Origin of the sequence: Enterococcus sp. AZ177 (genome assembly GCF_050544585.1) — a bacterium.
Lineage (GTDB): Bacteria > Bacillota > Bacilli > Lactobacillales > Enterococcaceae > Enterococcus_L > Enterococcus_L plantarum.
Genome location: NZ_CP172944.1, coordinates 3,027,837 through 3,052,382, shown reverse-complemented (window position 1 = coordinate 3,052,382; position 24,546 = coordinate 3,027,837). Strand labels below are relative to the sequence as shown.

The window sequence follows — 24,546 nt, the reverse complement described above, 5'->3', positions numbered from 1 at the left end:
AGAGTGTTATCAATTTAATCATTGAATGCTAAGAAGATAGCTTATCTAAAGTTTGTTGTTGCTTCTCAAAAGCTTCTGTTACTTTTTTTCCAAACTGACCTTTAACTGCTCCTTCTAAAGTTTGAGAGGAAGAAGACAATGCCTTTTTAGCACTTTCTATGGCTGTTTCACCTTGTTTCTTAGATTCTTGTTTCATGTTATGAGATTTCTGTATCTTGGCTGAACCAATTGCTTGTACACGTATTTTTTCTAAATTCTTTTTTAACTCTTTCAATAATTTTTTTGCTAATTCTTCCAATAGAACAACTCCTTATTCTTTATTTGCTTTTTGGAGGTCATTTCGATAGTCTTGTTCAAGTTTTTCTTGTTGTTGATATAGCTGTTTTTTTGCTCTTGATAACGCTTCGTGATAGTCATTTTCTACTTGCATAATTGATTGTTTGGCACGATCAAAAGGCTCGTTATCTACAGCTGACTGTTGAACAATTCGGTAAATATCTGACAACGTTTCTTGTATTAATTGTTCTCCTGTTCGTTGTGTATTTTTTAGTATATCTTCATCTGCTTCTAGTTCACGGCGTTTTCGCTGATAATCGCCTGTAATCTGTTCCTCTTTCATACGTTAGCTCCTTGTTAAGGCTTTAATTGTTGCGCTAGTTGTTGATCTGTTTGAACCATTTTGTCGATTTTACTCTTGATTTCTTTCGCTAACGATTCGAATTTTTTATCCATCATTTTTGCCTTATTGATTTTTTGTTGAAAAAATTCGGTTGGTTCACCGACTATTCGTTGTTCAGTAGCTCCTATCGCTGATAAACTATCCTTCATTTCATTATCAGACAGTACTTCTATTTGAGAACGGGCTTCCCGTAATGTTTCTTGCCAGATATCTTCTGCATCTGTAATTGCATTTTGATATACTTTTATAGCATTAGCCATCGCATTTTGATAAGTTGCTCGACCTGTATTAACGGCTAGTAACGCCTGTTGGTCATCTAAATAAATTTTTTCATTATTGGATAGTCCGCCCCCACTGGCTTTTAGTTTAGCTTTTAGTTGATCTAACATAGTCAATTGAGTTAAAAATCCACGCATCAGAAAATAACTAGCTTGTATCATAGCTCCTTCTGAATTGCCCAAACTATCTGATATCTTTAGCTGTCCTGTTTTTTTATCAAATTCCCAGCTAGTTAATTTATGACTATTACCATCTACCCATACAATTGTTCCAAAATCATCACTATTTCCCCATTTAGAATTGAAATCATTCCATTTCGTCACATCGTCATTTTTTTGACGGTAATTTAAAAATAAGTGAGGATTTTCTTTCATAAATTTTTCCTCCGCTGGTGTTAAGGAACGATATTGAAACCAGCCACTAAAAACTGTTGTCGGTATTTTAAAGTGAGCGCCTACTTTTAGCATATAAGCTGATTGAGAATAGCCAGTTAGCTGATTAATTGTCCAATTCGGATTGTTGTCAATAAGATTCCCTACATACTGTAAAGCAACGTCAGCTTGAGGAGAACCGTTCGGAGACATTCCTTTTAAAGCTGCTTTAATGTCTTTACTATCACTAGGGTAAGTTCCGGCAGCCACTACTGTGACTTGTCCATAGTCTGGAGTGCCATTCACTATGGGAGCCACTGCCATTCCTTGAAAACCATAGTCACCATCTTTAACAGAAAGTACTTTGAATTTCTGATCCCCGGCTTTGATTATATTCCTCTCGTTACTTTTTAGTTGATTGTCAGCTTTATCAGTATACTTAATATCACTGTCCTTATAGTTAGGATCAACTTGATAAACTCTATTGTTTAAATCCTTTAATTCTTCTTCTGTCGCCATTATAAGCTCCTTTCTGTATTATTAGAAAAAATAACTTTGACTTCATTTTTTGTTGTACCTTCTAAAAGGTTCGGATCTACACCATAAGAGCCTAATTTTTCAGATCTATCATTCATAGTCATACTGACATCTAGTAATGAGGTCACCCCGTAACTAGTAGTTACTGTAACATCTACTGTTGCATAGCCAGTTAATTTATTTTCACCATAGTTTTCTGAAAATTTAATTTCTGTTATATCTGCAAATGTATTTTTAATTTGTTTTGTAGTTACCGTTTCCATTTTTATAACTTGCTGTTCTTTTCTTTCCTTATCGTTTTGATTAAAAGTAAACAAACCAACGCCTCCAATTAGTATAAGTATAACTAAAATAATAAACCATTTTTCCTTTTTCAAAGCCTCACGCTCCTTTAATCATCAAGATGTTAGTGCAAGAAAAAACATATGAAAAAATGTTACTCTAAACTAATTATCCCAACTAAATTAAAAAGAGTCAATGGTTTAATTGTGAGAAATAGTTAAAAATAGATTTATAAGAAATCATCGCCATTATTTTAAGGTTGTATATAGAATTTACCTTTTTTAACTATATTAAGCATCTATTGATGTTGGTTGACAATTTCGTTCATGGTATAATAAATATTGCGTGTGGCTAGATTTTGTACTTGTGATTCGCAAGTTTTGATCAAATTGCTGGTAGCATAGCTACTTGGTAACTGTCTTCAGCATACTAATAATTTTCTACGCTGATATTCGCCTAATGAGTTGCCACACGCAATTTTTAAGGGAGAGATTACTATGAGTACTTTTTCAGATATTAAAAATCGAAATGATTTTTTTAGACTATTAAATATCCCAAAGAAAAATATGACTTATTTACTATATAACAAAGAAAAAAAAGGTACTGAAAATTCTTATAAAACGTTTGAGATTGAAAAAAAAAGTGGTGGTGTGAGAATAATACATGCCCCCAATGACGAACTAAAATTTGTACAAAAGAGGCTAGCAAATTTGTTGTGGGTGACTCAAAAAAAAGTATGGAAAGAAAATAATATAAAAGCAAATATTTCTCATGCTTTTGAAGAAAAAAAGAGCATTGTAACAAATGCGAAAATTCATAGAAATAAGAAATTTGTTTTGAATGTAGATCTGGAAGACTTTTTTTCTAGTTTTCATTTGGAAGAGTAAAGGGTTTTTTTGAAAAAGATAATAATTTTAAAGTTCCTAAAGAAGTGGCATTAATTATTGCTCATCTCACCTGCTATCAAGGCTCTTTACCACAAGGTTCTCCTAGTTCTCCGATAATTACAAATTTGATATGTAAAATAATGGATTTTAGAATTTTGAAACTTGCTAAAAAATATAAATTAGATTACTCAAGATACGCTGATGACTTGACATTTTCAACAAATAACACTTTGTTTTTAAGTCAAGAAAAAATATTTTTAAAGAAACTGACCAAAGAAATAGAGCGTGCAGGATTTAAATTAAACGCTAAGAAAACAAGATTACAATTTAATAGTTCTCGTCAAGAAGTCACTGGTCTAGTCGTAAATAAAAAAATTAGTGTACCTAGAGAATATTATAAAAATACTAGAGCAATGGCTCATAATCTTTATAAAAATGGAGAATTTATAATAAATGGTGTTTCAGGCAATATAAATCAATTAGAAGGGCGATTTGCATTTATAAACCAGTTGGACAAGTTTAATAATAAGTTAGAATACAATACCTCTCTTAATTTAAATAATATTGAATATCAAAAGTATCTATTATCAATAAAACGAAAAGAAAAAAATCATCATGTAATGTTACAAATGTTAAATGCAAGAGAAAAAGAGTACCAAAAATTTCTTTATTACAAATACTTTTATGGTAATAAAATCCCTACAATTGTTACTGAAGGAAAAACTGACGTAAGATATATAAAAGCAGCGTTGAAAAATTTATATAAAGACTATCCAAATCTTATAGAAAAAAAGAATAATGAATTTGTGTTTAAAGTGTTTTTCTTTAAAAAAAGCAAACGAATAAAAAATAAAGATATTTCTAGATATAAATATTTCTTTAATTTGCCAATAGATGGTGCAGATTCAATGAAAAAATATGTACAATTTTTTTTCGGATAAGGAAGATAAAGTTTATCCTAATTATTTGAAATATTTTAATTCTTTTGGAACTAAACCGCTTAATCCCACTATCTTTATTTTTGATAATGAAATATCAAGTAAGAGAGATAAATCAGTGAAAAAATTTATATATTACGTATATAAAGGAAATAGTCAATTGAGACAAAAAAATGAAATTATTAGAAGATAATCTGTCCTTAGAGATTGCTGAAAATTTATTCTTAAAAATTTTGAAGAAATAAATTTTGAGAATTTTCGACCGATTCTAGATAATCTAGATAAATTAGTTATGGGATATAAGGCTAAGGTGTGGGTTGAAAAAGAAACTAAATCATTAAACAAATAGTAAAGACTCAAAGATTTTTTTTTATAAGTAATTCACACAGAAATGTTTCTAAAGAAACGGTCATTTTTCCAATGTTATCAATATTTTAGAGACTGACAGATACATATGAAGCATTACTGAGAGATAAAAAATACAAAGGTATTCGCGTAACAGTTTTAGGAGACAAAACAATTATTACACAGCCATAAATTGAAGAAATAAAAGTTCAATTTGAAAATTTAGTTGTTAATCCTTATGTATCTAGTGGTTTTATCTCTCTATCATTTAAAGCCGAAAATATGAAAGTTTTAAAGCGATAGAAAAATGAATTAAAAAAGTAGAATGGTGTCTAAATGGATATCTTTCTACTTTTTATTTTCTTTTATCATAAGGTATTTTTATATCTGTAAGGTTTAAAAGATAGTCTACACTTGTTGAATAGTATTGTGCTAGTTTTATTAATGACTGACTGGGAATATCTATATTTCCAGTTTCATAACGAGAATAAGTTGTCTGGCTAACATTTAAAAACTTTGCTAGTTGTTCTTGACTTAAATCCTTATCCTCACGTAAATTACGAATACGATAATACATGAAATCACCTCATAATTATTTTACGATATGCGTTTTTTGCATATTGACTTTTATGCGTAAAACGCATAAAATGTAAATGAAGATAAATATTATTTTTTAGGATAAGCATTTTTTTGATTAGTCTGTCCTACCAAGTAATCGATACTTGTTGAATAGTACTGAGCTAGTTTTATCAGCGATTGGCTAGGAATATCTATTTTGCCAGATTCATAGCGAGAATAAGTTGTTTGGCTGACGTTTAAAAACTTTGCTAGTTGTTCTTGACTTAGATCTTTATCTTCACGTAAATTACGAATACGGTAGTACATAAAATCACCTCAAGGTTATTTTATAGTATGCAATTTACGCATAGAGTGTTTCATGCGTAAAACGCATAAAAAGGAAGGGGAGTCAAAAATGGAAGGGAAAGAAGTAAAGAGTGAAAGCTGTTTGTTGACGGAAAACAAACAGCCAATAAAATCAATTACTAAACAAGATATTGATGATTTAAAGAATTACTTGGAACAATTAGATTCTTGGAAAGAACCATTGAAACTAGTTAATGAATTTTTTGAGAATCAGACAATTCCTTTAAATAAAAAGAAAATAATTAGGGAGTTTCATGCACAGGCTAGAGTGTTTAATATATTTTATATGAATTTTGTATTAAGTATGGATGCCTTAGAGGAAAAAGTTACAAATTTAGAAAGAAAAGAAAAAATAAAAGCGTAAAAAAATCAGTACAGCAATACTGATTTTTTAGGAAAATTTGCTTTCACAAAAGAGCTGATTTTCTAATATATGGCTTATCTCAGGTAAATAATGAGGTAAGCTTTTTGTTGATTAGTTGTTTTTTTTTATTAAAATATGATAAAGTTGTGTATAGGGTGTTGCTAAAGGGGAGTTTTGGTGTGAGTACAAGAGAACAAGCAATTTTATACTGGCTTTTAATTTTAATTTTCCTAATTATCGTATTTGGAAGAAAGAATAATCTGTTGGATTCTTTAAGCGATATAATTAAATACACGATAAAATTTTTGCTAAATCCTATTGCTCTAGTAATGATTGTAATAAATTTAATTTACTTAGTTATAATATATTATTTTGCATATAAAGATAGCTTACAAATTTCTTTATGGTATATAAAAGACTATTTAATTGTTTTGTTTTTTTCAGTGTTTCCAATTGTTGAGTATTTAAAGAAATTGAAATTTAGTGAATTAATTCATGAGAAAAAAGCAGAATTATTTAGTTTAGCTGTAATTCCGATTTTTATAAATTCGACATATACTTTACCTGTGATTTGGGAAATGATATTAGTATTTATTATCACGATCCTTTCTATTTTTATAGCAATTGCAAATCAAAAAGAAGATATGAAAATTGTTGCTAAGTTTTTTAACTTTTTTTTGATAAGTATAGGATTGTTTATGCTAGTCACTGCGTTAAATCAATTTTTGAAAAATATTAATGATGTTTTTTCATTGGATTTTTGGCTGTCATTTGGAATAGAACCTTTGGTTTGGGCATTAAATATTCCTGTAATCTATTTAGCGAGAGAAATGGTTTTTATTGAAAAGAAAGTAATATTTAGTCAATATGAAAACAAAATATATTCTTATGTTAAATACTGCATGAAACTATTAGAGAGAAAACTAAAATTTAGGAAGTATGAACACCTTAATCATGATATATCAAAATATATTCAAGAAGCAAAAGAGCTGTCAACTGTTGGAGGGAATAGGATATATATTAAGTTGAATAAAAAAGATCTATCAAATGAAGTCTTAATAGCCATTGTTAGTGATGCGATTTTAGGAAAAAATAAGTTTACTAAAATAAATAATCAAAGGGAGAAATATCCTAATGTAGTAGAAATAATAAATGAAAATAATGATTTATGCGTATTTTGGCAAGATTCTTTTATATCTTCTGGCTATAGAGATACTAGAATAGATGAAATGAAGACTATTGAACTGATAGAAGGAATAAAGTTAGTTCAAAAATAAAAATCTATTGGTTGCAAAATGGTTGCACCAAATAAAAAAGAACCGTGAAATCCTTTATTATCAAAGGATTCACGGTTTTCTTAACTATTCCCACTCAATAGTAAAAAGAAAAAGCGCTCTATTTCTAGATGCGCTTAAAACAGTATCATTCTGACAAAGATTCATTTGGCTTTGTATTATAAAATTCCCCTAAAATCTCCCGAACCTCATCCGTTGATTTTGTCCCCATCAACTTCACCCGTAAATCACTCGCTCCAGGAAATCCCTTAACGTAAATCTTAAAGAAACGATGCAAACCAACGATCGAGCGGGGAACGATTTTAGAATATTGATCTTGCAAATCAAGCTGCATCTCCAATAACCCAAGCAGCTCTTGAGAGGAATGTTTTTTAGGTTCTTTCTCAAACGCATAAGGATTTTTAAAAATTCCGCGACCAATCATGATGCCATCTACACCGTATTGCTCTGCAAGTTTCAGACCTGTTTGACGATCAGGAATATCACCATTGATCGTAATCAGTGTTTGCGGTGCAATGCGATCTCGGATTTCCATGATTTGAGGTATAAGATCCCAATGGGCGTCGACTTTACTCATTTCATTTCGTGTTCTTAAATGAACAGACAAGTTGGCAATATCTTGTTTTAATAAGTGAGTGATCCAGTCTTCCAACTCAGCGATTTCCGCATAGCCGATACGTGTTTTAACACTAACGGGTAAACCACCAGCTTTGGCTGCTTCAATCAGTTCAGCCGCTACTTCTGGTCGTAAAATAAGGCCGCTCCCTTTGCCACGCCCCGCTACATTAGGGACAGGACAACCCATATTGATATCGACACCTTTGAAACCCATTTCGGCTAATCCAAGGCTCATCTCTCTAAAGAACTCAGGCTTATCGCCCCAAATATGAGCGACCATCGGCTGTTCATCTTCGGTAAAAACGAGACGTCCACGCACGCTATCCTTACCATCTGGGTGGCAATAACTATCCGAATTCGTAAATTCAGTAAAAAAGACATCCGGTGCGCCTGCTTCTTTGACAACATGGCGAAAGACAACATCGGTCACATCTTCCATCGGTGCTAAAATAAAAAAAGGCTTTGGTAGATCTGCCCAAAAATTATTCATCATTCTATACTCTCCACTCTATTGCTTTCGGTTAGATTCTGAAAAACATACTCATTATACTAATAATACTGGAAAGAATCAAAGAGAAGATTTGTATGTCAGCTAAGGTTAGTGTTAATCGTAATACAAGTTAGAGATAAAAAGTAAAAACAGTTTGCTTATTTTTAGTAAGTGTATTATACTAGCGTTATCAGTTTAGTTCTAAACTAAAAGGAGGTTCAGAAAAATGGAAAAACTATCACTTACAGAAAAAGTAAAATTAAGTTGTTGGATGTCCATCTTGCAGTTTGTTCAAAAAAGCAATCTCCAGTCCAATGAGTTTTTAAAACAATATGACCTAAATGCTTCAAAGTTTGATATGCTTCATCAGATTCAGGAAAACCAACCAATCACGCAAAAGGAACTAGGGGAGAAATTACTTATCTCCAAGGGCGGTGTTTCGCAAATGATCAAACAGTTTGAAACGGATGGCTGGATCACACGCCAACAAGAATGGAAGGAAAAATACATTTCCCTGACTGGTAAAGGACAACAGCAACTAGACAATTGCTTTATTGCCCAAAGTAAGCTGCAAGCATCCGCATTTGATAATTTAACGAAGCAAGAAGTCCTTCAACTAGCAAAAATCAGCAAAAAATTGATGAAATCATAATAATAGTTAGAGCATGAAAAAGGAGTGTAGGAAAATGAATAAAAAAATGAACGAAAAATTCGGAATCGATTCTTCAAAAGGCATGGAAATCGGGTTATATTCACTAGGAGATCACGTTAAAAATCCAATGACAGGAAAGCTGATCAGCGAGCAACAACGAATCAATGATATTATCGAAGCAGCAAAGTTTGCTGACGAAGCAGGCATCGACGTGTTTGGTGTTGGTGAAAGCCATCAAAGTCATTTTATCGGGCAAGCAAACCAAGTGATTCTATCAGCAATCGCAGCGCAAACAAAAGACATTAAGATTTCTAGTTCAGTGACAGTTTTAAGTACCAACGATCCAGTCCGAGTGTATGAAGAATATGCCACATTAGATTTAATTTCAAATGGTCGCGCTGAAATAGTGGCGGGTCGAGGTTCACGTGTTGGTGTTTACGAACTTCTTGGATTTGATTTAAAAGATTATGAAGAACTGTTTGAAGAAAAAATGCACTTGTTAAAATTATTGAATGAAGCGACACCAAATAAACGAATGAACTGGGAAGGCGCATTTCGTGCACCGTTACATAATGCAGAAATTTTACCTCAACCGCTTCGTGGACATTTACCTGTTTGGCGTGCAGTGGGTGGTCCAGCAGATAGTGCGATCAAGGCTGGATTAGACGGTATTCCAATGATGTTGACGACATTAGCAGGACCTGCACCGATTTTCAAACGAGCAGTGGATGCGTATCGTTTGTCATTGAAAGAAGCAGGCTATGATGAAACAGAATTTCCTCTTGCGACAACAAGTTTATTTTATGTTGCAGAGACTGGTAGCCAAGCGCGTAAAGAAATGTATCCATTTTTAAATGCCGGTTGGTCAGCGATTCGTGGTGGAACATATCCCAAACAACATTTTGCTCAATCACAAGATACTAGAGATACGCTAATGGTCGGCGGCGTCAATGAAATCATCGAGAAGATGCTTTATCAATACGAGTTATACGGACATCAACGTTTTATGGCACAAATCGATTTTGGCGGTGTACCGCTGGATCTAGTGAAGAAAAATATTGAATTGATTGCGACCAAAGTGATGCCAGAAGTTAAAAAGTATACTAAAGAATAGGATGAATAGTGATGAAAATAGTTGCAATAATCGGCTCCGCTTTTGGTAGTAAATCAAGAGTGGCTGTCAATTATACGATCAATAACATAAAAGAAGTGCGTAAAGATGTGGAAATAGACGTGATTGATTTTTCTGAAATCCAATTTCCATTCGCTGATGGACGGGAATATCTTCAGCATGAAGGCGAAGTTGGGGCAGCATTAAAAAAAATCATCGAGGCAGATGGCTTGATTATTGGCACGCCGATTTTCCAAGCATCGATGCCTGGAACGTTGAAGAATTTGTTTGATATGTTGCCAGTCAATGCTTTCCGCAATAAAGTAGCAGGAATGATCGTCACTGCGGGGTCAGAGAAACACTTTTTGATTCCGGAGCAACAAATCCGCCCAGTACTAAGCTATATGAAAGCTAATTTAGTGCCGAATTATGTGTTTATTATAGATCAAGATATCATTCGCCAAGAAATTAAAAATCCTGATATTGAATTTCGATTGGATCGATTCGTGGATGACTTTTTCTTATTACTGGATACGTATCAAACAATGATTCAGCAAAAAGAAGCGGAATATGATTTTTAGCAATCGCTGGTTGAGTGTGTGGGTGTGGACAAAAGTAAAAATCACTTTTGTTTCACACCCTAAATGCGAATAAAAAGTGGATATAAAGTTATATAAAGAAGAATTGGAGCTTCCCATGAGTATTCATCAAGAATTTCAAAGAAAATTGTGTTAAATAAACACAATATGATTGCTACGTCAATTCTATATGACATTGAATTTCACAGGATGCTAAATAAGGAGTAATCTGATTTATATTTAGCTGTATTTATTGTGTACAAAATAAAACGAGATCAAAACAACAAATCCTATGAGTAGGAATCCACCGATCCAACTTAAAAAAAGTCCTAGCTCTTCATTTGTTTTTGGAAGAATACCCTGGACAACTTGTTCTAGAGTTGAAGTATCTCTATGAACTTCGACAGTCACTTCGCTTACAATGGTTTCGCTATTTGCAGTGTTAGGATAATAAAATAAACTGATTATCGAGGTTAGAAAGATGGTTATCAAAGCTTTACTTTTTTCTTTTGTAAAACACATACCCAAATCCTCCTAAAATGAGTAAGGCAACAATGCTAGCAAGTATGAGCCAAGCTCTATTGTCTTCATTCAATACGTCCAAACCTTCATTAATCGTACGTGAATCGGATTGTGAAATTGTAAAGTCACTTTCCCAAACTTCATTGATCCCCTCAGATTTTCCAGTGGTTTTTAATACATAATTACCTGCTTTTAGCTTGGAATTTGTAAGGGATAATTCGGGGGAAAACAGACTATTTGGCGCTATTTCGATACCAGTCATACTGTTTTTAAAAAGAATCTTCGTAGGTTGCCCCTTTTTATAAATTTCAAATGAAAGAGTTAGATCCCGGATGATAGTTGGTATGGGGTTTTGGAAAGACACGTCTATAAATCGTTCAGGTTTGTTATTTACTAAATTTATACCTTTATAGTTCATTTGACTGTTCTTAGTTTCTTTATTTACTCGAATTTTAATGGGGATGTTATAGGCAAAAGTATTATTTATGCCTTCGTTAGGCTGTTCTGTGGTCTTTTCGCTCACATTGACTGCGCCTAAGATTGTCCCGTCAAAGTTCTTCAATTCAGCTTTTAAAACGACGCTTACTAGTTGTGTGCTATTTGCTTCAACGGTTATTTCTTGTTGTTCCACTTTAGCAATTTGTGAGAGTTTATATTGTTGGGCTGGATCGTATTTATGATCTACAGCATAGCTGATTGCACCATCTTTTGTGGTCATTCCATCCAAAATGGTTACGTTCATCTCTTTTTCCTCAGCTGATTCGTTTACAATCAATAATTCAAGGGTTTGATCAATTGCGGAGGATGTGGCGATATTAAAATAATCCTCCGTATTTTCTATCTGATTTTCTGGAATCAATGGCTTTAGGTAGTAAGCAGTTTCCTGTGCTGAAGCTGTATTAGGAAACATAAGTAGGATAAATAGACTGGCTAATAAAAATAGTAGGGAATGGGATAGGCTTTTGGCGTTCATTTTCTAGACTCCTTTATAAAAAAATTTGATAAGAGACCAAGGTTCTAACTCAAGGAGTTATGCCTTAGTCTCTAAGTGTTTAGTTTATACTTTTGGTGTCAATGTCCAAGTAATGTTAGCGCCATATACGCCTGATTGTAATAAACTACTTTGTCCAATTATTAATTGAGGATTTAGTGTCAGTGTTTTTCTTTCATTATTGCCTTCTTGATAACCGATTGTAAAGGCTTGATGTTCCTCACTATCATTCATTGTCACCTTAGCATTTGGTGTTAATGTGCTATCTTGTGTTGAAGGTTCTAAACTAACGCCTAGTTTATTTAATAGAAAGCCTTTATTTCCAAAAGGGCCATCTGTTAACTTTGTTTTGACTGTCCATTCATCTTTTTCGCCAGCCCCTTTTCGTGTATCAAGGACACTGACTGTAGCTTTTCCAGCTTCTTTTTCGTTCAAAGTAGATGGATTATCTTTTGTGTTTAGCTTTTCAAAAATAATACTTGCTTCGGTCGCCGCATTTTCACTAAATTTAACGGTACCCGCTGTGGTAAGGTTTTCTACTTCGACAATCGCATTACTTTTCGCAGAACCTTCTGCATCTTCTTCTGTTTTAACCGGAGGCATCACGATCAACTCGTTAGCTGGGTTAAAAGTAAAGTCTAAAGGTAGTGCTCCTGTGTATGGTTCATGCTCAACCGTAATCGTAATATCTTGACCAGTTGCATCTTTTCCATTTCTAGCATAGGTGAATCGTCCGCTGTTTAATTCTGTTAATTCTAATGTTGCGGCATAGTTACTGCCTACAGAAATATGTGTTCTTTCTTTATTATCAAGAATAACATCGTAATAACCGAAATCACCTCTTGATTTACCTTCTGTATCAAAGAATTCGTATCTTCCTGATTTGTTATCGTAACGGGCTAAGCCTAGATACCCTCTATTGTATTCAGAGACATCATTGCCATTCTCATCAAGTGCTTTTGTTCCTTGCCAAAAAGTGGAACTAAGAATATCTATCCCTGGTTGATCTTTGATGATTGTACCTGTTTCTTTAGAGCGGACAGGTGGTTGGGATGTAAAGGTTAATTCCCCACTATAAGGAACATGTTCTACAAAAACGAAGCCATTTGAGCCATCCTTTTGCACACCTTCTCTACGATAAGTAAACATATCTTTGTCTAATCTGACCATATCAACAACTGCTCGATAACCAAGTTCTGAGAGTAAGATTCTTTTTTTACCGTCTGGTGTAACGAAGAATACCCCTTTATCCCCTCTAGAAACATTGGTTTGCTTGTCAAAAAACTCATAGCGATTCGTAGTTGCGTCATATTTTGCTCGTCCGATAAAATTACTATTTTGACTGGTTACGTCATTTCCTTGTGCATCGTAAACGAATGTTCCTTCCCAATTAGTTGAACCGAGAACTTGGTTTGGTTCAAACTCTGATGCAAAGACCTTTGAGCCGTTCGTTACAGCAAGCAATGTAAACAATACTGTAAATAAAACATAAACATAGCTGTCCTTAAATTTTACGTGATTAGCCATTTGTAAAACCTCCATTTTTTATTGTGTAATTGGTATTTCTACTAATTAATCTTACTTCAAGTGAGTAAACGGAGAGTAAATAAACTATAAACAAACTATAAATTTTTTCATAAATCAAAAATAGACTACTCGTATTCTAAAAGTACTAGAAACAAGTAGTCTAACCATTTGTATTCAACTATTTTGTAACAAGAGCTGATGATCTAAATCAAATCAGCATCTTTCAAAATATCCCCAATATACGTATCTTTCGTTTTATCAACAAACTTTTCAACAATTTTGCGTTCTACAAAAGGTAATTCCATTTCAGTTAATTTTTTCTTATCAGATAAATAGTAAACAGAATTTGCCAAAGTCCGTAAATCGTAAGCTGATGCAAAAACTTCTGGGACGCCACGTTCAACGTCTAATAATTGATAGACAGCTTCCATCGCAGTTCTAACAGAGTATTCAGTAGTGAAGACGGTATCTCGCTCTGTTTCTGCGAAGTTTCCGATAAACGCTAAGTTTTTAGAACCGTTAGGAATGACTAACGGCCGGTCTCCTGGTTCACGTAGCATAAAGTAAGAGGTGATAAATGGCATATAAACTGGAATTGCCGTACATGAATGTTGCGCAAATTTGATGATATCTTCCTCCGGAACGCCTAAATGATACATCAACTCTTGTGCAATTTCTTCACCAGAACATTGTTCGATTGGTTTTTTAATATAATTTCCTGGAGTATTTGATAGTAAACCATATACCCAAGTGATCGATTGTTGTTCAGTTTGTTCTTTAAAGTGAGGTTGGCGATGCATCGCAAAACTCATTAACCAGTTGGAGTCTTTGATCGTAATGATCCCACCAGTCACGATTTTTCCTGTTCGCAATTTACGGTGTGTCAGTCTAGAAATGTAAGGCTCGATATCAAAGTTTTCCCATGTTACAGTAGCAGAAACGAACCAGCTTTCTGCTGGTAAATTCTCACAAAAGACATCGGGATTTCCAAATTCTGGAGATTGTTTCGCTAAATTTTTCCAAAGGTTCCAACTACCGCCTAAATCATGTGTAATCGGTGCGGGTGTATGGTGGTCGCCCTCTGTTGAACTTTCAGTGATTGAACCATTTGTTACGAAAACCAAGTCATTTTCGGTTAAGTGAATTTCTTCTGTTTTGCCAGCTCTGGTTAGTAAGATACTTTTTGCAACTTTTGTTTCTTCGGTGATATCCACTTTGATATCATTGATTTTTGTTTCATATTGGAAATCTACACCATTTTCGTCTAAAAAGGCTAATAATGGTTTGACTAACGATTCAAATTGATTGTAGCGTGTAAATTTTAAAGCAGTGAAATCTGGTAATCCTTTAATATGATGAATAAAACGCATCACGTAGCGTCTCATTTCAATAGCAGAGTGCCATTTTTCAAAAGCGAACATCGTACACCAATATAACCAGAAATTGGAATCAAAAAATTCTTCGGTAAAGACATCTTCGATTCGTTTCCCAATTAGGTTATCTTCTGAGGTCATAAATAAATCAACGAGTTCTTTTTGCGCTTTTTTAGAGAGAGTAAATTCACCATCATCTGAGGCACGTTCGCCTCGATTGTAAATGATACGACAGTTTGAAGAGTTAGGGTCGTCATGATCCAGCCAGTAAAATTCGTCTAATACTGAAGCATCCTCTACTTCTAAAGAAGGAACGGAACGGAAAAGATCCCACAAACATTCAAAATGATTCTCCATTTCACGTCCACCTCGTGTAACAAAACCATCATGGGGAATAAATTTTCCGTCCAACGATCCGCCTGATAAGGATAGTTCCTCAAAAATATGGATATGTTCACCTTTCATGTGTCCGTCACGAATCAAAAAGACTGCTGCTGCTAAACCAGCTAAGCCCGCGCCAACGATATAGGCATTTTTACCATCCACACCGTCAGGTTTTCTGCTTCTTGCAAATGCTTCATAGTTCCCACTTACGTACTTCATAAAGATCCCTCCTGGTTTTTGATTTGTTACACTGTTATTGTAGCAAGGAACTTTTTTACCCACAAAGGATAGCTGTACGAAATAAGACAGTTGCGTAATTTTGTCTGAAAAATGCTAAAAAAACTCTTTTGATGTATAAATCACCAAAAGAGTTTTTGTGCTATATCAATCTTAAAAGATAGAACTATACTTACTCAACAGCTGTCCACTCGTTCAATGTTTTCCCAGAAGCATCAACCAGTTCAAGCCAACTATTTGTTCCACCAAAATATAAAAACAACCCTACTTCATTGACACTTTTTAAAATGATATCTTCTGTCGTCACATTGTTTTTAACTTTGTCTTTATGGTCTTCTCGAATTCTTTGCCCCATTTTTGCAGAAAAGCCTAGCGACCCGTCTTTGTTAAGTGGTGGATTTGCCATCATAGTAGCCCCAGATTTTAGAAGCATTTCATTTCTCTTGTGCCAAAGAACGGTTGCTTTACTCTCTCTTGTATCAACAAAAAAGTCGATTTGACTAACCTCTTTGGTCCATTTGTGACGTGCTTTAGTAGGTTTGGCGTTGGCTTTTTTAGGTTTTTCATTGTGTTTTAAAAGATAGCCGAATCTTTTTAAGATGAATAAAACTTCGTCTTTATAAGTAGAGACTGTCTTTTGATAACTTGTAGGGATCTTTGTTTCTAGTTGTGAAGGGATAGTCAACTGGATGCCATTATCTTTGGCTTCTAGAATGAACTGCTGCGCTAAATAATCCAATTCGATATCCCACGACGGAGCGATAGTGATTATTGTGTTATAATCTACCTCGTTTTGGAAAGTGCCAGCTTCTGATTTTCCTATTGAAGTGATTGTATCATCTTTAAATAAAATATAGATAGCTGGTTGATCGAGTACAATTTTATCGCTGTTTTCAATAATCGTAATAATTCCTTGGTTGTTGCTCAGTTCAATGCTTGTTTTGGTTTCTGTGATAAGCACATTTAATTGAATTTCCATAGTTATCTCCTTCAGGGAATAATTCGATTCGTCATGTATCATAATGCTTGTATATCCGCACTTAGAGTCTATCATGAAACTTTAGATAAGTCCTTCAATTAAAATCAATTTTCGTTTCGAATAGTTATTTTGAAATAGGAAAGAGACTGAGAAATAACTCTACGAGTCATATCTTAGTCTCGAGGAATCTGATTAAATGGTTGGAGCAGAAGCAACCATTTATTCGGAAAAAAGCTGATATTTACAAAAGTTTGAGGGTAAATTTCGTGAATTCTTTCTTATTTCTCGGGGTTAAATACTTCTGTCCAATCTTATTGGTTTGTTATATGAGTAGCGTTAAAATCTTAATGTTTAAAAAACTATAAAATAAAAAAATCGAGTGATCCATTATTTATCATATTTTATATAATGTGATTATCTGTTATTTTTATGTGAAATAAAATGTGTTGTTTTATAATTAGAAATAATGTAGAGTAGGCTAAAGTTGGGATTTTATAAAAATACAAAGGTTATATAAAGTGTAATAGAGAGAGTTTAAATAATATATATATGTTTTATAAGATGAAAATAAGTAATAAGAAGTTATTTCTCTAAAAATAAATAACTATAGAAAAGTTTTGTTGCTGTCATGAGTTATCAGAAAGTGGAAAAGGGTCCATTTTAATCAAAAAAACATTTCTTATTTTACGCTAAAACAAGAAATGTTTTTGATATTTATTTGAAATTATTTGTATAACAAATTCATTGTATTGGTTTTTTGAAAGAAAATCAATGGGGGGTGACGAAAAAATATACTATTATTTTTTCAATTTTTTAAGGAATAATATAAAAAAATGAGAATAATAGGATGGTTATTTTTTATTTATGTGATATAAGCGAAATGATGAGTTGAATGATCGGTTGTTTTTTTCCGCCGTCAATTCCGCCGTCAGGAAAGAAAGGATTTGATTTTTTTGAGTAAAGGCGAAAATATATATAAAAGAAAAGATGGTCGTTGGGAGGGGAGATATCCGAAAGGTAGAAAAGCAGACGGCTCTATTTACTACGGGTACATTTATGCGCGTTCATACCGAGCAGTCAAGGACCAGATGCTAGACAAAAAAATTCAGTTAAGATTATTTTACACAAAGAATACTAGAGAATTTCAAGGGACATTTGGAGAGTGGACGCAATTTTGGTTATCGGACATCATGGCTCCAACTATCAAAGAAAGTACTTATGCAAGTTACAGCAATAAGCTACAATTACATATTTTACCAATTTTAGCAAAACGTCCATTAAAGAAAATAACAGCAATAGATATCGATCGTTTAGTAAAGAGTTTATCTAAAAATTTGGCGGCAAGTTCTGTACATATTGTTTTTCGTATTGTAAAAAGCTGCTTTGAGGCCGCTAAGGAACGAGGATATCTTATTTTGAACCCTTGTGAACGAACAGTACTGCCTAAAATAGGGAAACAAAAAGTTCGAGCTCTAACACGACAACAGCAAAAAGAGGTAGAAACGGAGAGTTTGAAATCGACAAAAGGATTGCCTATTTTGTTAGCATTAGAAACGGGTATGCGAATTGGTGAAATCTGTGCGCTGAAATGGGAAGATATAGATTTTGAAGCGTCTATCTTAAGAGTTCACCGAACCAAACAACGGATTGCTTTGCCTAGCGGTTCAGGACACCTGACAAAAATCGTAGAAACGGCGCCAAAAACAACGAATGCAGATCGAATAATCCCGCTCTCTAAAAAAATCAAAAGAATCTTATTAAAATGGAAGAACCAGTCAGCTTCTACTTATGTTGTCGCCAATGGTTCAAATTCTATCGAGCCTAGAACTGTTAGTTATCGCTTTGAGCGCATAAAACAGAAGCTAGGTTTATTAAATGTACCTTTTCACGCACTTCGTCATACCTTTGCGACTCGGTGTGTAGAGTTGGGTGCGAATATCGCAGCAATTAGTTCATTACTGGGTCATTCGTCTATAAAGCTAACATTGGATACGTATACAAGTTCTTTTCTTGAAGAACAACGTACGACTATTGATAGATTAGCTTCTATATAATGTACATTCAATTTCTGTCTGCTTCATAAACAAATAGTAATGCCATTATTTATTTTATTAAAAAGTTAGTCCTTTTTCTGTAGGCTGGCTTTTTTTTGTTTTTTCGCGCCGTCATTTTTACCGTCATAAAGTTCTATAATTCCCATAAATAAAGGCCGAATTCATTTATTTCTTGTTTTAGCGTAAAACAAGAATCTTTTCCTAAGTTTTTAATATCTAGATAAACAGTATAGAAACTATTCTAGATTACTGCAAACATAATGACTAACTTTTGAAAGAATGGACAAAAAAATACATAGAATCAAAGAGGGGCGACAGTGAATGTATAATGTAGGAATTATTTCGGCAGATAATAAAGTAGAAGACTGTACCTATGTAGATGCATTGGAAGAATCAGAATGTACGGTTCATTATCTACAGGACAAACAAAAATGGTTAGTCAGTGTAGAACAGTTAGATGCTCTCATAATTGAAGAGACGGAAATGGATAATCAGATAGGGAAGATTTGCGAATCCATTATAACAATACGGGAACAAAGTTCTGCTTTGATTTGGGTAATGTCGAAAAATGCGGACAAATCTACCAGGATTGTCTATATGAAGTTAGGTGCGGACGGTATTATCAACAAGACGATCGATTCGGATGAACTTTCCTTATTTATTCAGAATAACCTAAATAGATATGTTAAAAGCGCAGCGGAGAACAGTTTTTCTCCTGATCGTTCATTTAAGGGGAAAAATGTAGGGAAAAAGAAAAAAATTGAATTGATTCCATCTAATTTTAGCGTTCTATTATCTGGAAAAATTGAAGTGAGCTTAACACAGTTAGAATTTCGAACGATTGAATTGTTAAGCAATCATCCGAGCCAGGCATTGACTTATGAAGAAATTTATCAATACGTCTGGAATGGGTCGGCCAGAGATAAGAGATACCGAGTTGCTAACATTATTTACCATTTAAGACAAAAAATAGCGAATGGTGATTCTTCTACTCAATATATCAAAACAATTCGTTCGAAAGGGTACATGCTGCTAACATGATTAAACTAGTTTTCAATTTTTTATTATTGAAGAGGATTATATTCAATAATAGAGAATTTGAAATAAATTGCTTTAAATTTACGGGGAAGGAGGAAAAAAATGAAAAGAAAATGGATCATAACAACTGCTTGTATGGTGAGCATTTTAGCTGGGTATCTTTACTTTGAAAAAGCTGAAATAAAAGCGGAAGAAAGCATTTCTACTTACGCAGATGGACCAACTACTCGCGCTAGTGGGTCATTGATCACTTATCCCAACGTCAATTTGGTGGACAGTGCCAATCCAGGAGCTGCTACGCCAATACCAGGAGAATATGCAACATTATTTCGTATTACACCTAGATTGACCTATACAGTTTCAGGAGCGACAAGCGAAGGAGCGAACTACGCGCGCTTTGATAAACGGGATATTACAGGAAATAACTTTGTGCAATTGAATAAAGTAGCGATTTATAAAGGTGGATTTGTAGATTTGCGCGCCACGATCGAATCGTATACATCTTCTACAGCGAATCCAACTGCGTATATCTACTACCCAACTTCCACAAGTAGTAATGCGCAAAAAGAAAACTTTCTAAGAATCGATACACGTGGTACTAATGCGCAAATGAGGATAAGATATGATTTCTTCAAAAGTGGCACTACAACAAAAATTCCCATGAAAGCAATGTGGAATGTGAAACGATTGAATTATCTTAAGGGATTAACGATTGATTCTGACAGTACCTTTTTACAAGGATTATACACGTATTCAAATAGTGAGATTATTTACAGTGATGTGGGTGCCGGAACGACTAGGTTTGTTGGGACTTCTGGTGGAGAAAAAGCAACGCAGGAGTTTACGTATCTATTTAATTCAGATGGTTCTATGCAACAAACAATTGATTTACCGTCAGGAGCAGTGGGTTATTTGAAATATGAAACGTCAGCTATGACGAGGATTATTCTTCCACCGCCTCAAATTCTGGGAGAAACCAACGAAGATCAAAATACAATTGATTACACTGTTGTTCAAGATATGCCAGAACAATCAGATGCCTCTTTTTATCCTAAGCAATATACGATGTATATGAATGCTGATGAGATTTTTGATTTGTCTCAGGCGACCGTGAAAGTTACAGATATGAACGGAGCTAATACTACTTCGAAATTTACGATTACAAAAGACATTCCTAATAATCGTTTTGTCGTAACTGTTCCAGCGAGTACGCTAAGTAGCGCATCATTTGTTAATAATTCATATGAATTTCAGATTACGTCTAAACTCACTGCAGGTGTTGATAAGGAAAAATATTATCAAAGTGATGGGTACTTACACATTCCAATGACTGTTTACAATGTTACTGGAGATGGACAAAGTGAGATCAATGAAGGAATAGCTAAGACAAAATTAGGCGGTTCCCCAACAGCTGATCCAGTACCGCAAGAAGTAATGGTCGGATCAAGTACACAAGATTTGGATCCAGCGGATTTGGTATCGAATTTAAAAGGTGTTTTTGCTTCAGAAACAGTTAGCGTAATTGGCTTTGATTCCGAAAAGACATTTTCAACAGTTGGCAACGAGACAGTCATTGTCGTCATTAAAGGAGACAAAAGTGGTTTGACTGAGAAGATTAGTGTACCGATTACAGTAAAGCAATTTAGTAATCCTGAATTTATGACGAAGGTTGTTTCAGAGGTGAAACAGTCAGATGGTTCGTGGAAAAAAAGTGAACAAGCAAAACCGTTGGATGAAGTTCGCTTTACTATAACATCAGAATTAACGAATGATTTAAGTCGATGGCAGCAAGCAAAACTGTATGCGGAATTAGATGCGTTATATAAAAATGTAACGCCCGTTTCAGCAGAGACGATTGATTCAACCGGTAATTCTAAGAATTTAGGGTTACCAGTAGTATCACAAAAAACACCATTTGCTGTTGTTCAAACGGCAGATGATGATTTATTGATAGGAAGCAAAGGCAGTATTTTAAAGCTAGTCTATACAGCTCAAGTTGATGCCTCTGCTAGTTCTAAACTATTAAAAACAAAGGTTACTCCAAAAGGACTGAATCCTGATAATTCAGTAATCGCTGAGTCAAATACTGAACATTTACTGAATGTTTTGGATGTTGAACCCCCAATTGCTACAGCCAAGTTGACGAAGGCCACACTAAATGATGCAGAGGCCATCATTGGATCAAGTGTTGATTTGAAAGGATTTTTCACGACAGTATCCGATAACGTTTCTCCAAAAGAAAAGATTACTGCAAAACTTTTAACAACGGATATTCCGTCGCTTGTTTCAACTGTGGGCAAAAAAACAATCAAGATTCGTTTGACTGATGAAGCCGGGAATTCAGCAGATTACGATACGTTTGTTTATGTAGTTGATGATTCTTACAACTGGGGAGAAGACGGTATTATCAAGGGTACTGACTTTAGAATGGATTACAGTGATTGGCCTAGCAAAGATCAACGTCCTTTAGTTGTTACTAAAGGGAAAGTTGAAGCATGGCAGTTCGTCAAAGATGAAGCCGGGAATATCCTCGATGTGACGGATGTAACAGCAGATGAAACATTATTTAACATCGATATATCTAAAGTAACAACTGCTGAAGAAGTTGCGCATGACATAACATTAAAGTTGAAAGACACAACGAAAGTGATCACTGTTACGTTTAATGATCGAACCAAACCAACTGGGACAGGTAAGCTAACATTTGTTGATTTAGGGGATAATGCGTCTATTGAAAATGCATCCGACTATACAGCTTATTTAACAGACTGGTCGGATAATGTTTCAGCTAAAGATAAAATTGCTGTAACGCTAAAACCAGGTCAAAACCTAGTGAATACTGTTTCAAAAGTAGGACCAGCTAGTTTTGTAGTGATCTTAACTGATGAGGCTGGAAATGCAGAAGAAGTGACTGTTCCAATTTTTGTCAAAAATGATGAGATGGTAACAAGCAATAAGTATGTAGTAGATGGTCGAGATTTCAGTATAGCTGCGAAAGATTATCCGACTTCAGAAGAAGCGATTTTGACTATGATTCGTGAAAAAGGGAAGCTAGCGCTTTGGGAAATCGATGATGCAACTGTTGCTTCGTTGGATGCGTCCAAAATTTCTATTGATAAAGGTACTTTACCGGGACCGGCAGCACCTGGAACTCCAGTTGCTAGTGGAGATTATCAAGTAACGCTAAGTTATGGTGAAGGACCTGCTAAGGTAGAGAAAAACATCAAAGTAACAATCATTAAAAGTGTTTCGACAGTTAATGTAGAATTTGTCGATGATACCGGTAAAAAAATTCACGAAACCGTTCCGGTCAGTGGAAACATTGGTGGGACAGTCGATTTGACAAAGAACTCAGATGTCAAGGCGGTATTGGATACTTTGATTGGTCAAAATTATCAAATTCAAAAAACTCCAATACCAGAGGATGCTATTCCTGTGAACGAAACAGAATATGCAGTTCAATACGTTTTTTCAGGTACCTTGTTTATCTATTCTGCCCCTCAATCTATTGATTTTGGTTTGCAGGATGCCGGTATTTTTGGTGTTCGTGTAGAGAAACCTGCGTATGATAAAGAGTTGATCATCTGGGATAATCGAACAAAATTAACGAATTGGACTTTAGATGCGAAATTGGAATCTTACTTGACAAGTAATGATGGTGAGGGAGCAAAAATCTTACCGGAAGCCATTCGCTATCGAACGGGTGAAGGAAAAGAAAGTGAGATTATTTTGAATAATGAGAATCAGCCAATTGTTGAAGATGCGCATACGACAACAGGTCAATACGATGTCAGTGACAAATGGAAGACTGGTGAGCGAGGATTTAAATTAGATGTTCCAGCTGGTGCGGTTCGTGAATTAGGGAAATATAAGGCGACGATTGTTTGGACTGTTGGAGCAACACCATAACAGATGGAGGAAAGAATAATGAATCAAAAACATTTATTTTCAGCTTTCTTTGTCTCTGTAGTTGCGGTTGTCCTATTTTTCAGCTATCCATTGTTTGGAATGGCTGAAGAAAACGGCGGAGCGGTTCAGACAAATGGCGGAATTACCTTTTACGAAGAAAGTATATCTAATAGCTCAACCGAACAAAGTACGACACCTTCAACTACGTCAAAACCAACGAGTCAAAAACCTGTAGGGAGATATCCGTCAACAGGAGAATTGGTGAAAGCCAGCCTTGGAATCAGCGGGGCTGTGTTAGTTGCAATCGTTTTGATTCTGTTCTATCTGAAACGTAAGAAAGAGCGCGAAAACACTGAGGAAAAGGGGGCTTAACAGAATGAAAAGAGTAAAAATGGGTCCTCTGTTGATGTTGCCGTTTTTCTTAGTTGTGCTCTTGAAAGGATCAGTGCCTGTATATGCAGAAACAACTGGGCACGGAACAGGAAAAATTCAGTTTGAAGGGGAATACGATCAAATACTCAAAGATCCAGAACACCCAGAAAATGAAGTAGATCCAGGAGACAGTCCGTCTACAAAAGGTGATCTGAGAATTGATTTTGTTCCTCAGTTTGAATTTTGGCAAAACGAGAAAACCACAACGGATGCTGTGTATTTAGGAAATGCGCAACTGTTCCATGGAAAACTTGGAGCCAGAGGCAATTTTGTACAAGTGTCTGATTATCGTGGGACTGGTAAAGGGTGGAGTTTACAGGTTCGTCAAGAAACACAATTCAAAAATGACAATACTGAAAACAAAGAATTAAACGGTGCCGTGATTTCCTTAGATCAGTCTTGGGCAAATTCAACCAGAAGTAAAGAAGAAGCACCAATTGTGCAAAAAGATGTGATTCGAATTGACAATATCGGGCAAACATATAATTTAGCTGAAGCTAAGCCTGGTTCTGGAGAAGGTACTTGGTCTATTATATTTGGTGCTTCTGCCGAAAATGATCAGGGGAAAAAGGAGTCACTAACACCACGTTTAGACAAAGAAGGGAATCCAATCATGGACCCGAACTTTGATAATAAACCAATGTATAAAAATGACGCATTAAAGTTGTCCATACCGGGGGCAACGAAAAAAGATCCGGTAACTTATCAAACGGTGATAACTTGGATTTTATCCGAGCTACCATAAATAGT

At 34.7% G+C, this 24,546-nt stretch carries 24 protein-coding genes; 12 read left to right on the top strand and 12 right to left on the bottom strand.

Annotation, left to right across the window (positions count from 1 at the left end; translation table 11 throughout):
* Positions 1 to 28: 28 nt before the first annotated feature.
* From IGJ34_RS14960 to IGJ34_RS14945, 4 genes are read right to left on the bottom strand one after another with little or no spacing between them, the layout of a single operon-like run.
* Positions 29 to 298 (bottom strand): hypothetical protein, encoded by a 270-nt coding sequence (locus tag IGJ34_RS14960; RefSeq protein WP_086443686.1) that lies wholly within the window; start codon positions 296 to 298, stop codon positions 29 to 31.
* A 12-nt stretch (positions 299 to 310) separates the two neighbouring features.
* On the bottom strand, positions 311 to 619 hold the full coding sequence (locus tag IGJ34_RS14955; RefSeq protein ID WP_430597780.1) for a hypothetical protein: 309 nt from the start codon (positions 617 to 619) through the stop codon (positions 311 to 313).
* Positions 620 to 633: 14 nt separating this feature from the next.
* The gene (locus IGJ34_RS14950; protein WP_430597779.1) at positions 634 to 1,848 is read right to left on the bottom strand and encodes a hypothetical protein; all 1,215 of its coding nucleotides are present in this window, start codon (positions 1,846 to 1,848) and stop codon (positions 634 to 636) included.
* Positions 1,848 to 2,243 carry a hypothetical protein gene (locus IGJ34_RS14945; protein ID WP_430597778.1) on the bottom strand — a complete coding sequence of 132 codons (396 nt, stop codon included), beginning with the start codon at positions 2,241 to 2,243 and terminating at the stop codon, positions 1,848 to 1,850. Before IGJ34_RS14945 ends, IGJ34_RS14950 begins: the two co-directional genes overlap by 1 nt.
* Positions 2,244 to 2,645: 402 nt before the next feature.
* Between IGJ34_RS14945 and IGJ34_RS14940 the strand changes: the two genes are divergently transcribed.
* Positions 2,646 to 3,035 carry a reverse transcriptase domain-containing protein gene (locus IGJ34_RS14940; protein WP_430597777.1) on the top strand — a complete coding sequence of 130 codons (390 nt, stop codon included), beginning with the start codon at positions 2,646 to 2,648 and terminating at the stop codon, positions 3,033 to 3,035.
* A gap of 44 nt (positions 3,036 to 3,079) precedes the next feature.
* Positions 3,080 to 3,976 carry a reverse transcriptase domain-containing protein gene (locus IGJ34_RS14935; protein WP_430597776.1) on the top strand — a complete coding sequence of 299 codons (897 nt, stop codon included), beginning with the start codon at positions 3,080 to 3,082 and terminating at the stop codon, positions 3,974 to 3,976.
* A 697-nt stretch (positions 3,977 to 4,673) separates the two neighbouring features.
* On the opposite strand, the gene IGJ34_RS14930 is transcribed toward IGJ34_RS14935, so the two are convergent.
* Together IGJ34_RS14930 and IGJ34_RS14925 are read right to left on the bottom strand one after the other, a co-directional pair.
* The gene (locus IGJ34_RS14930) at positions 4,674 to 4,895 is read right to left on the bottom strand and encodes a helix-turn-helix domain-containing protein (RefSeq protein ID WP_430597775.1); all 222 of its coding nucleotides are present in this window, start codon (positions 4,893 to 4,895) and stop codon (positions 4,674 to 4,676) included.
* A gap of 89 nt (positions 4,896 to 4,984) precedes the next feature.
* Complete coding sequence (locus IGJ34_RS14925) at positions 4,985 to 5,203, bottom strand: helix-turn-helix domain-containing protein (RefSeq protein ID WP_430597774.1); 219 nt, start codon at positions 5,201 to 5,203, stop codon at positions 4,985 to 4,987.
* An 88-nt stretch (positions 5,204 to 5,291) separates the two neighbouring features.
* On the opposite strand from IGJ34_RS14925, the gene IGJ34_RS14920 reads away from it, so the two are divergent.
* Together IGJ34_RS14920 and IGJ34_RS14915 are read left to right on the top strand one after the other, a co-directional pair.
* On the top strand, positions 5,292 to 5,606 hold the full coding sequence (locus IGJ34_RS14920; RefSeq protein WP_430597773.1) for a hypothetical protein: 315 nt from the start codon (positions 5,292 to 5,294) through the stop codon (positions 5,604 to 5,606).
* Between the two features lie 179 nt (positions 5,607 to 5,785).
* Positions 5,786 to 6,883: a hypothetical protein gene (locus IGJ34_RS14915; protein ID WP_430597772.1), complete on the top strand. Its 1,098-nt coding sequence runs from the start codon at positions 5,786 to 5,788 to the stop codon at positions 6,881 to 6,883.
* A 145-nt stretch (positions 6,884 to 7,028) separates the two neighbouring features.
* Here IGJ34_RS14915 and IGJ34_RS14910 read toward each other — a convergent pair whose 3' ends face one another.
* Positions 7,029 to 8,012, bottom strand: coding sequence for a tRNA dihydrouridine synthase (locus tag IGJ34_RS14910; RefSeq protein ID WP_430597771.1), 984 nt, complete (start codon positions 8,010 to 8,012; stop codon positions 7,029 to 7,031).
* Positions 8,013 to 8,235: 223 nt separating this feature from the next.
* Between IGJ34_RS14910 and IGJ34_RS14905 the strand changes: the two genes are divergently transcribed.
* The 3 genes from IGJ34_RS14905 to IGJ34_RS14895 are packed head-to-tail and all read left to right on the top strand — an operon-like array spanning position 8,236 to position 10,353.
* Positions 8,236 to 8,661 carry a MarR family winged helix-turn-helix transcriptional regulator gene (locus IGJ34_RS14905; RefSeq protein ID WP_111246815.1) on the top strand — a complete coding sequence of 142 codons (426 nt, stop codon included), beginning with the start codon at positions 8,236 to 8,238 and terminating at the stop codon, positions 8,659 to 8,661.
* Positions 8,662 to 8,695: 34 nt separating this feature from the next.
* A complete protein-coding gene (locus IGJ34_RS14900; protein WP_111246816.1) occupies positions 8,696 to 9,775 on the top strand; it encodes an LLM class flavin-dependent oxidoreductase in 1,080 nt (359 codons plus the stop codon).
* Between the two features lie 11 nt (positions 9,776 to 9,786).
* Positions 9,787 to 10,353 carry an NADPH-dependent FMN reductase gene (locus IGJ34_RS14895; RefSeq protein ID WP_111246817.1) on the top strand — a complete coding sequence of 189 codons (567 nt, stop codon included), beginning with the start codon at positions 9,787 to 9,789 and terminating at the stop codon, positions 10,351 to 10,353.
* A gap of 237 nt (positions 10,354 to 10,590) precedes the next feature.
* Here the strand turns inward: IGJ34_RS14895 and IGJ34_RS14890 are convergent, their stop codons facing one another.
* The 5 genes from IGJ34_RS14890 to IGJ34_RS14870 form a co-directional block, all read right to left on the bottom strand.
* On the bottom strand, positions 10,591 to 10,872 hold the full coding sequence (locus tag IGJ34_RS14890; protein WP_069653447.1) for an LPXTG cell wall anchor domain-containing protein: 282 nt from the start codon (positions 10,870 to 10,872) through the stop codon (positions 10,591 to 10,593).
* Positions 10,847 to 11,845 (bottom strand): DUF916 and DUF3324 domain-containing protein, encoded by a 999-nt coding sequence (locus IGJ34_RS14885; protein WP_111246818.1) that lies wholly within the window; start codon positions 11,843 to 11,845, stop codon positions 10,847 to 10,849. Before IGJ34_RS14885 ends, IGJ34_RS14890 begins: the two co-directional genes overlap by 26 nt.
* Before the next feature lie 84 nt (positions 11,846 to 11,929).
* Positions 11,930 to 13,390, bottom strand: a complete 1,461-nt coding sequence (locus tag IGJ34_RS14880) for a DUF4822 domain-containing protein (RefSeq protein WP_111246819.1) — start codon at positions 13,388 to 13,390, stop codon at positions 11,930 to 11,932.
* 203 nt (positions 13,391 to 13,593) lie between these two features.
* A complete protein-coding gene (locus tag IGJ34_RS14875; RefSeq protein WP_206837728.1) occupies positions 13,594 to 15,366 on the bottom strand; it encodes an oleate hydratase in 1,773 nt (590 codons plus the stop codon).
* 190 nt (positions 15,367 to 15,556) lie between these two features.
* A complete protein-coding gene (locus IGJ34_RS14870) occupies positions 15,557 to 16,363 on the bottom strand; it encodes a hypothetical protein (protein WP_430597770.1) in 807 nt (268 codons plus the stop codon).
* A 953-nt stretch (positions 16,364 to 17,316) separates the two neighbouring features.
* Here IGJ34_RS14870 and IGJ34_RS14865 point away from each other — a divergent pair.
* From IGJ34_RS14865 to IGJ34_RS14845, 5 genes are all read left to right on the top strand, one after another.
* Complete coding sequence (locus IGJ34_RS14865) at positions 17,317 to 18,417, top strand: tyrosine-type recombinase/integrase (protein WP_430597769.1); 1,101 nt, start codon at positions 17,317 to 17,319, stop codon at positions 18,415 to 18,417.
* Positions 18,418 to 18,738: 321 nt separating this feature from the next.
* Complete coding sequence (locus tag IGJ34_RS14860; protein WP_111246821.1) at positions 18,739 to 19,458, top strand: response regulator transcription factor; 720 nt, start codon at positions 18,739 to 18,741, stop codon at positions 19,456 to 19,458.
* Between the two features lie 99 nt (positions 19,459 to 19,557).
* The gene (locus tag IGJ34_RS14855; protein ID WP_430597768.1) at positions 19,558 to 23,364 is read left to right on the top strand and encodes a WxL domain-containing protein; all 3,807 of its coding nucleotides are present in this window, start codon (positions 19,558 to 19,560) and stop codon (positions 23,362 to 23,364) included.
* A gap of 18 nt (positions 23,365 to 23,382) precedes the next feature.
* Positions 23,383 to 23,736, top strand: coding sequence for an LPXTG cell wall anchor domain-containing protein (locus IGJ34_RS14850; RefSeq protein ID WP_111246823.1), 354 nt, complete (start codon positions 23,383 to 23,385; stop codon positions 23,734 to 23,736).
* 4 nt (positions 23,737 to 23,740) lie between these two features.
* Entirely contained in the window at positions 23,741 to 24,541 is an 801-nt protein-coding gene (locus IGJ34_RS14845; protein WP_206837715.1) for a WxL domain-containing protein, read from the top strand.
* Positions 24,542 to 24,546 lie beyond the last annotated feature (5 nt).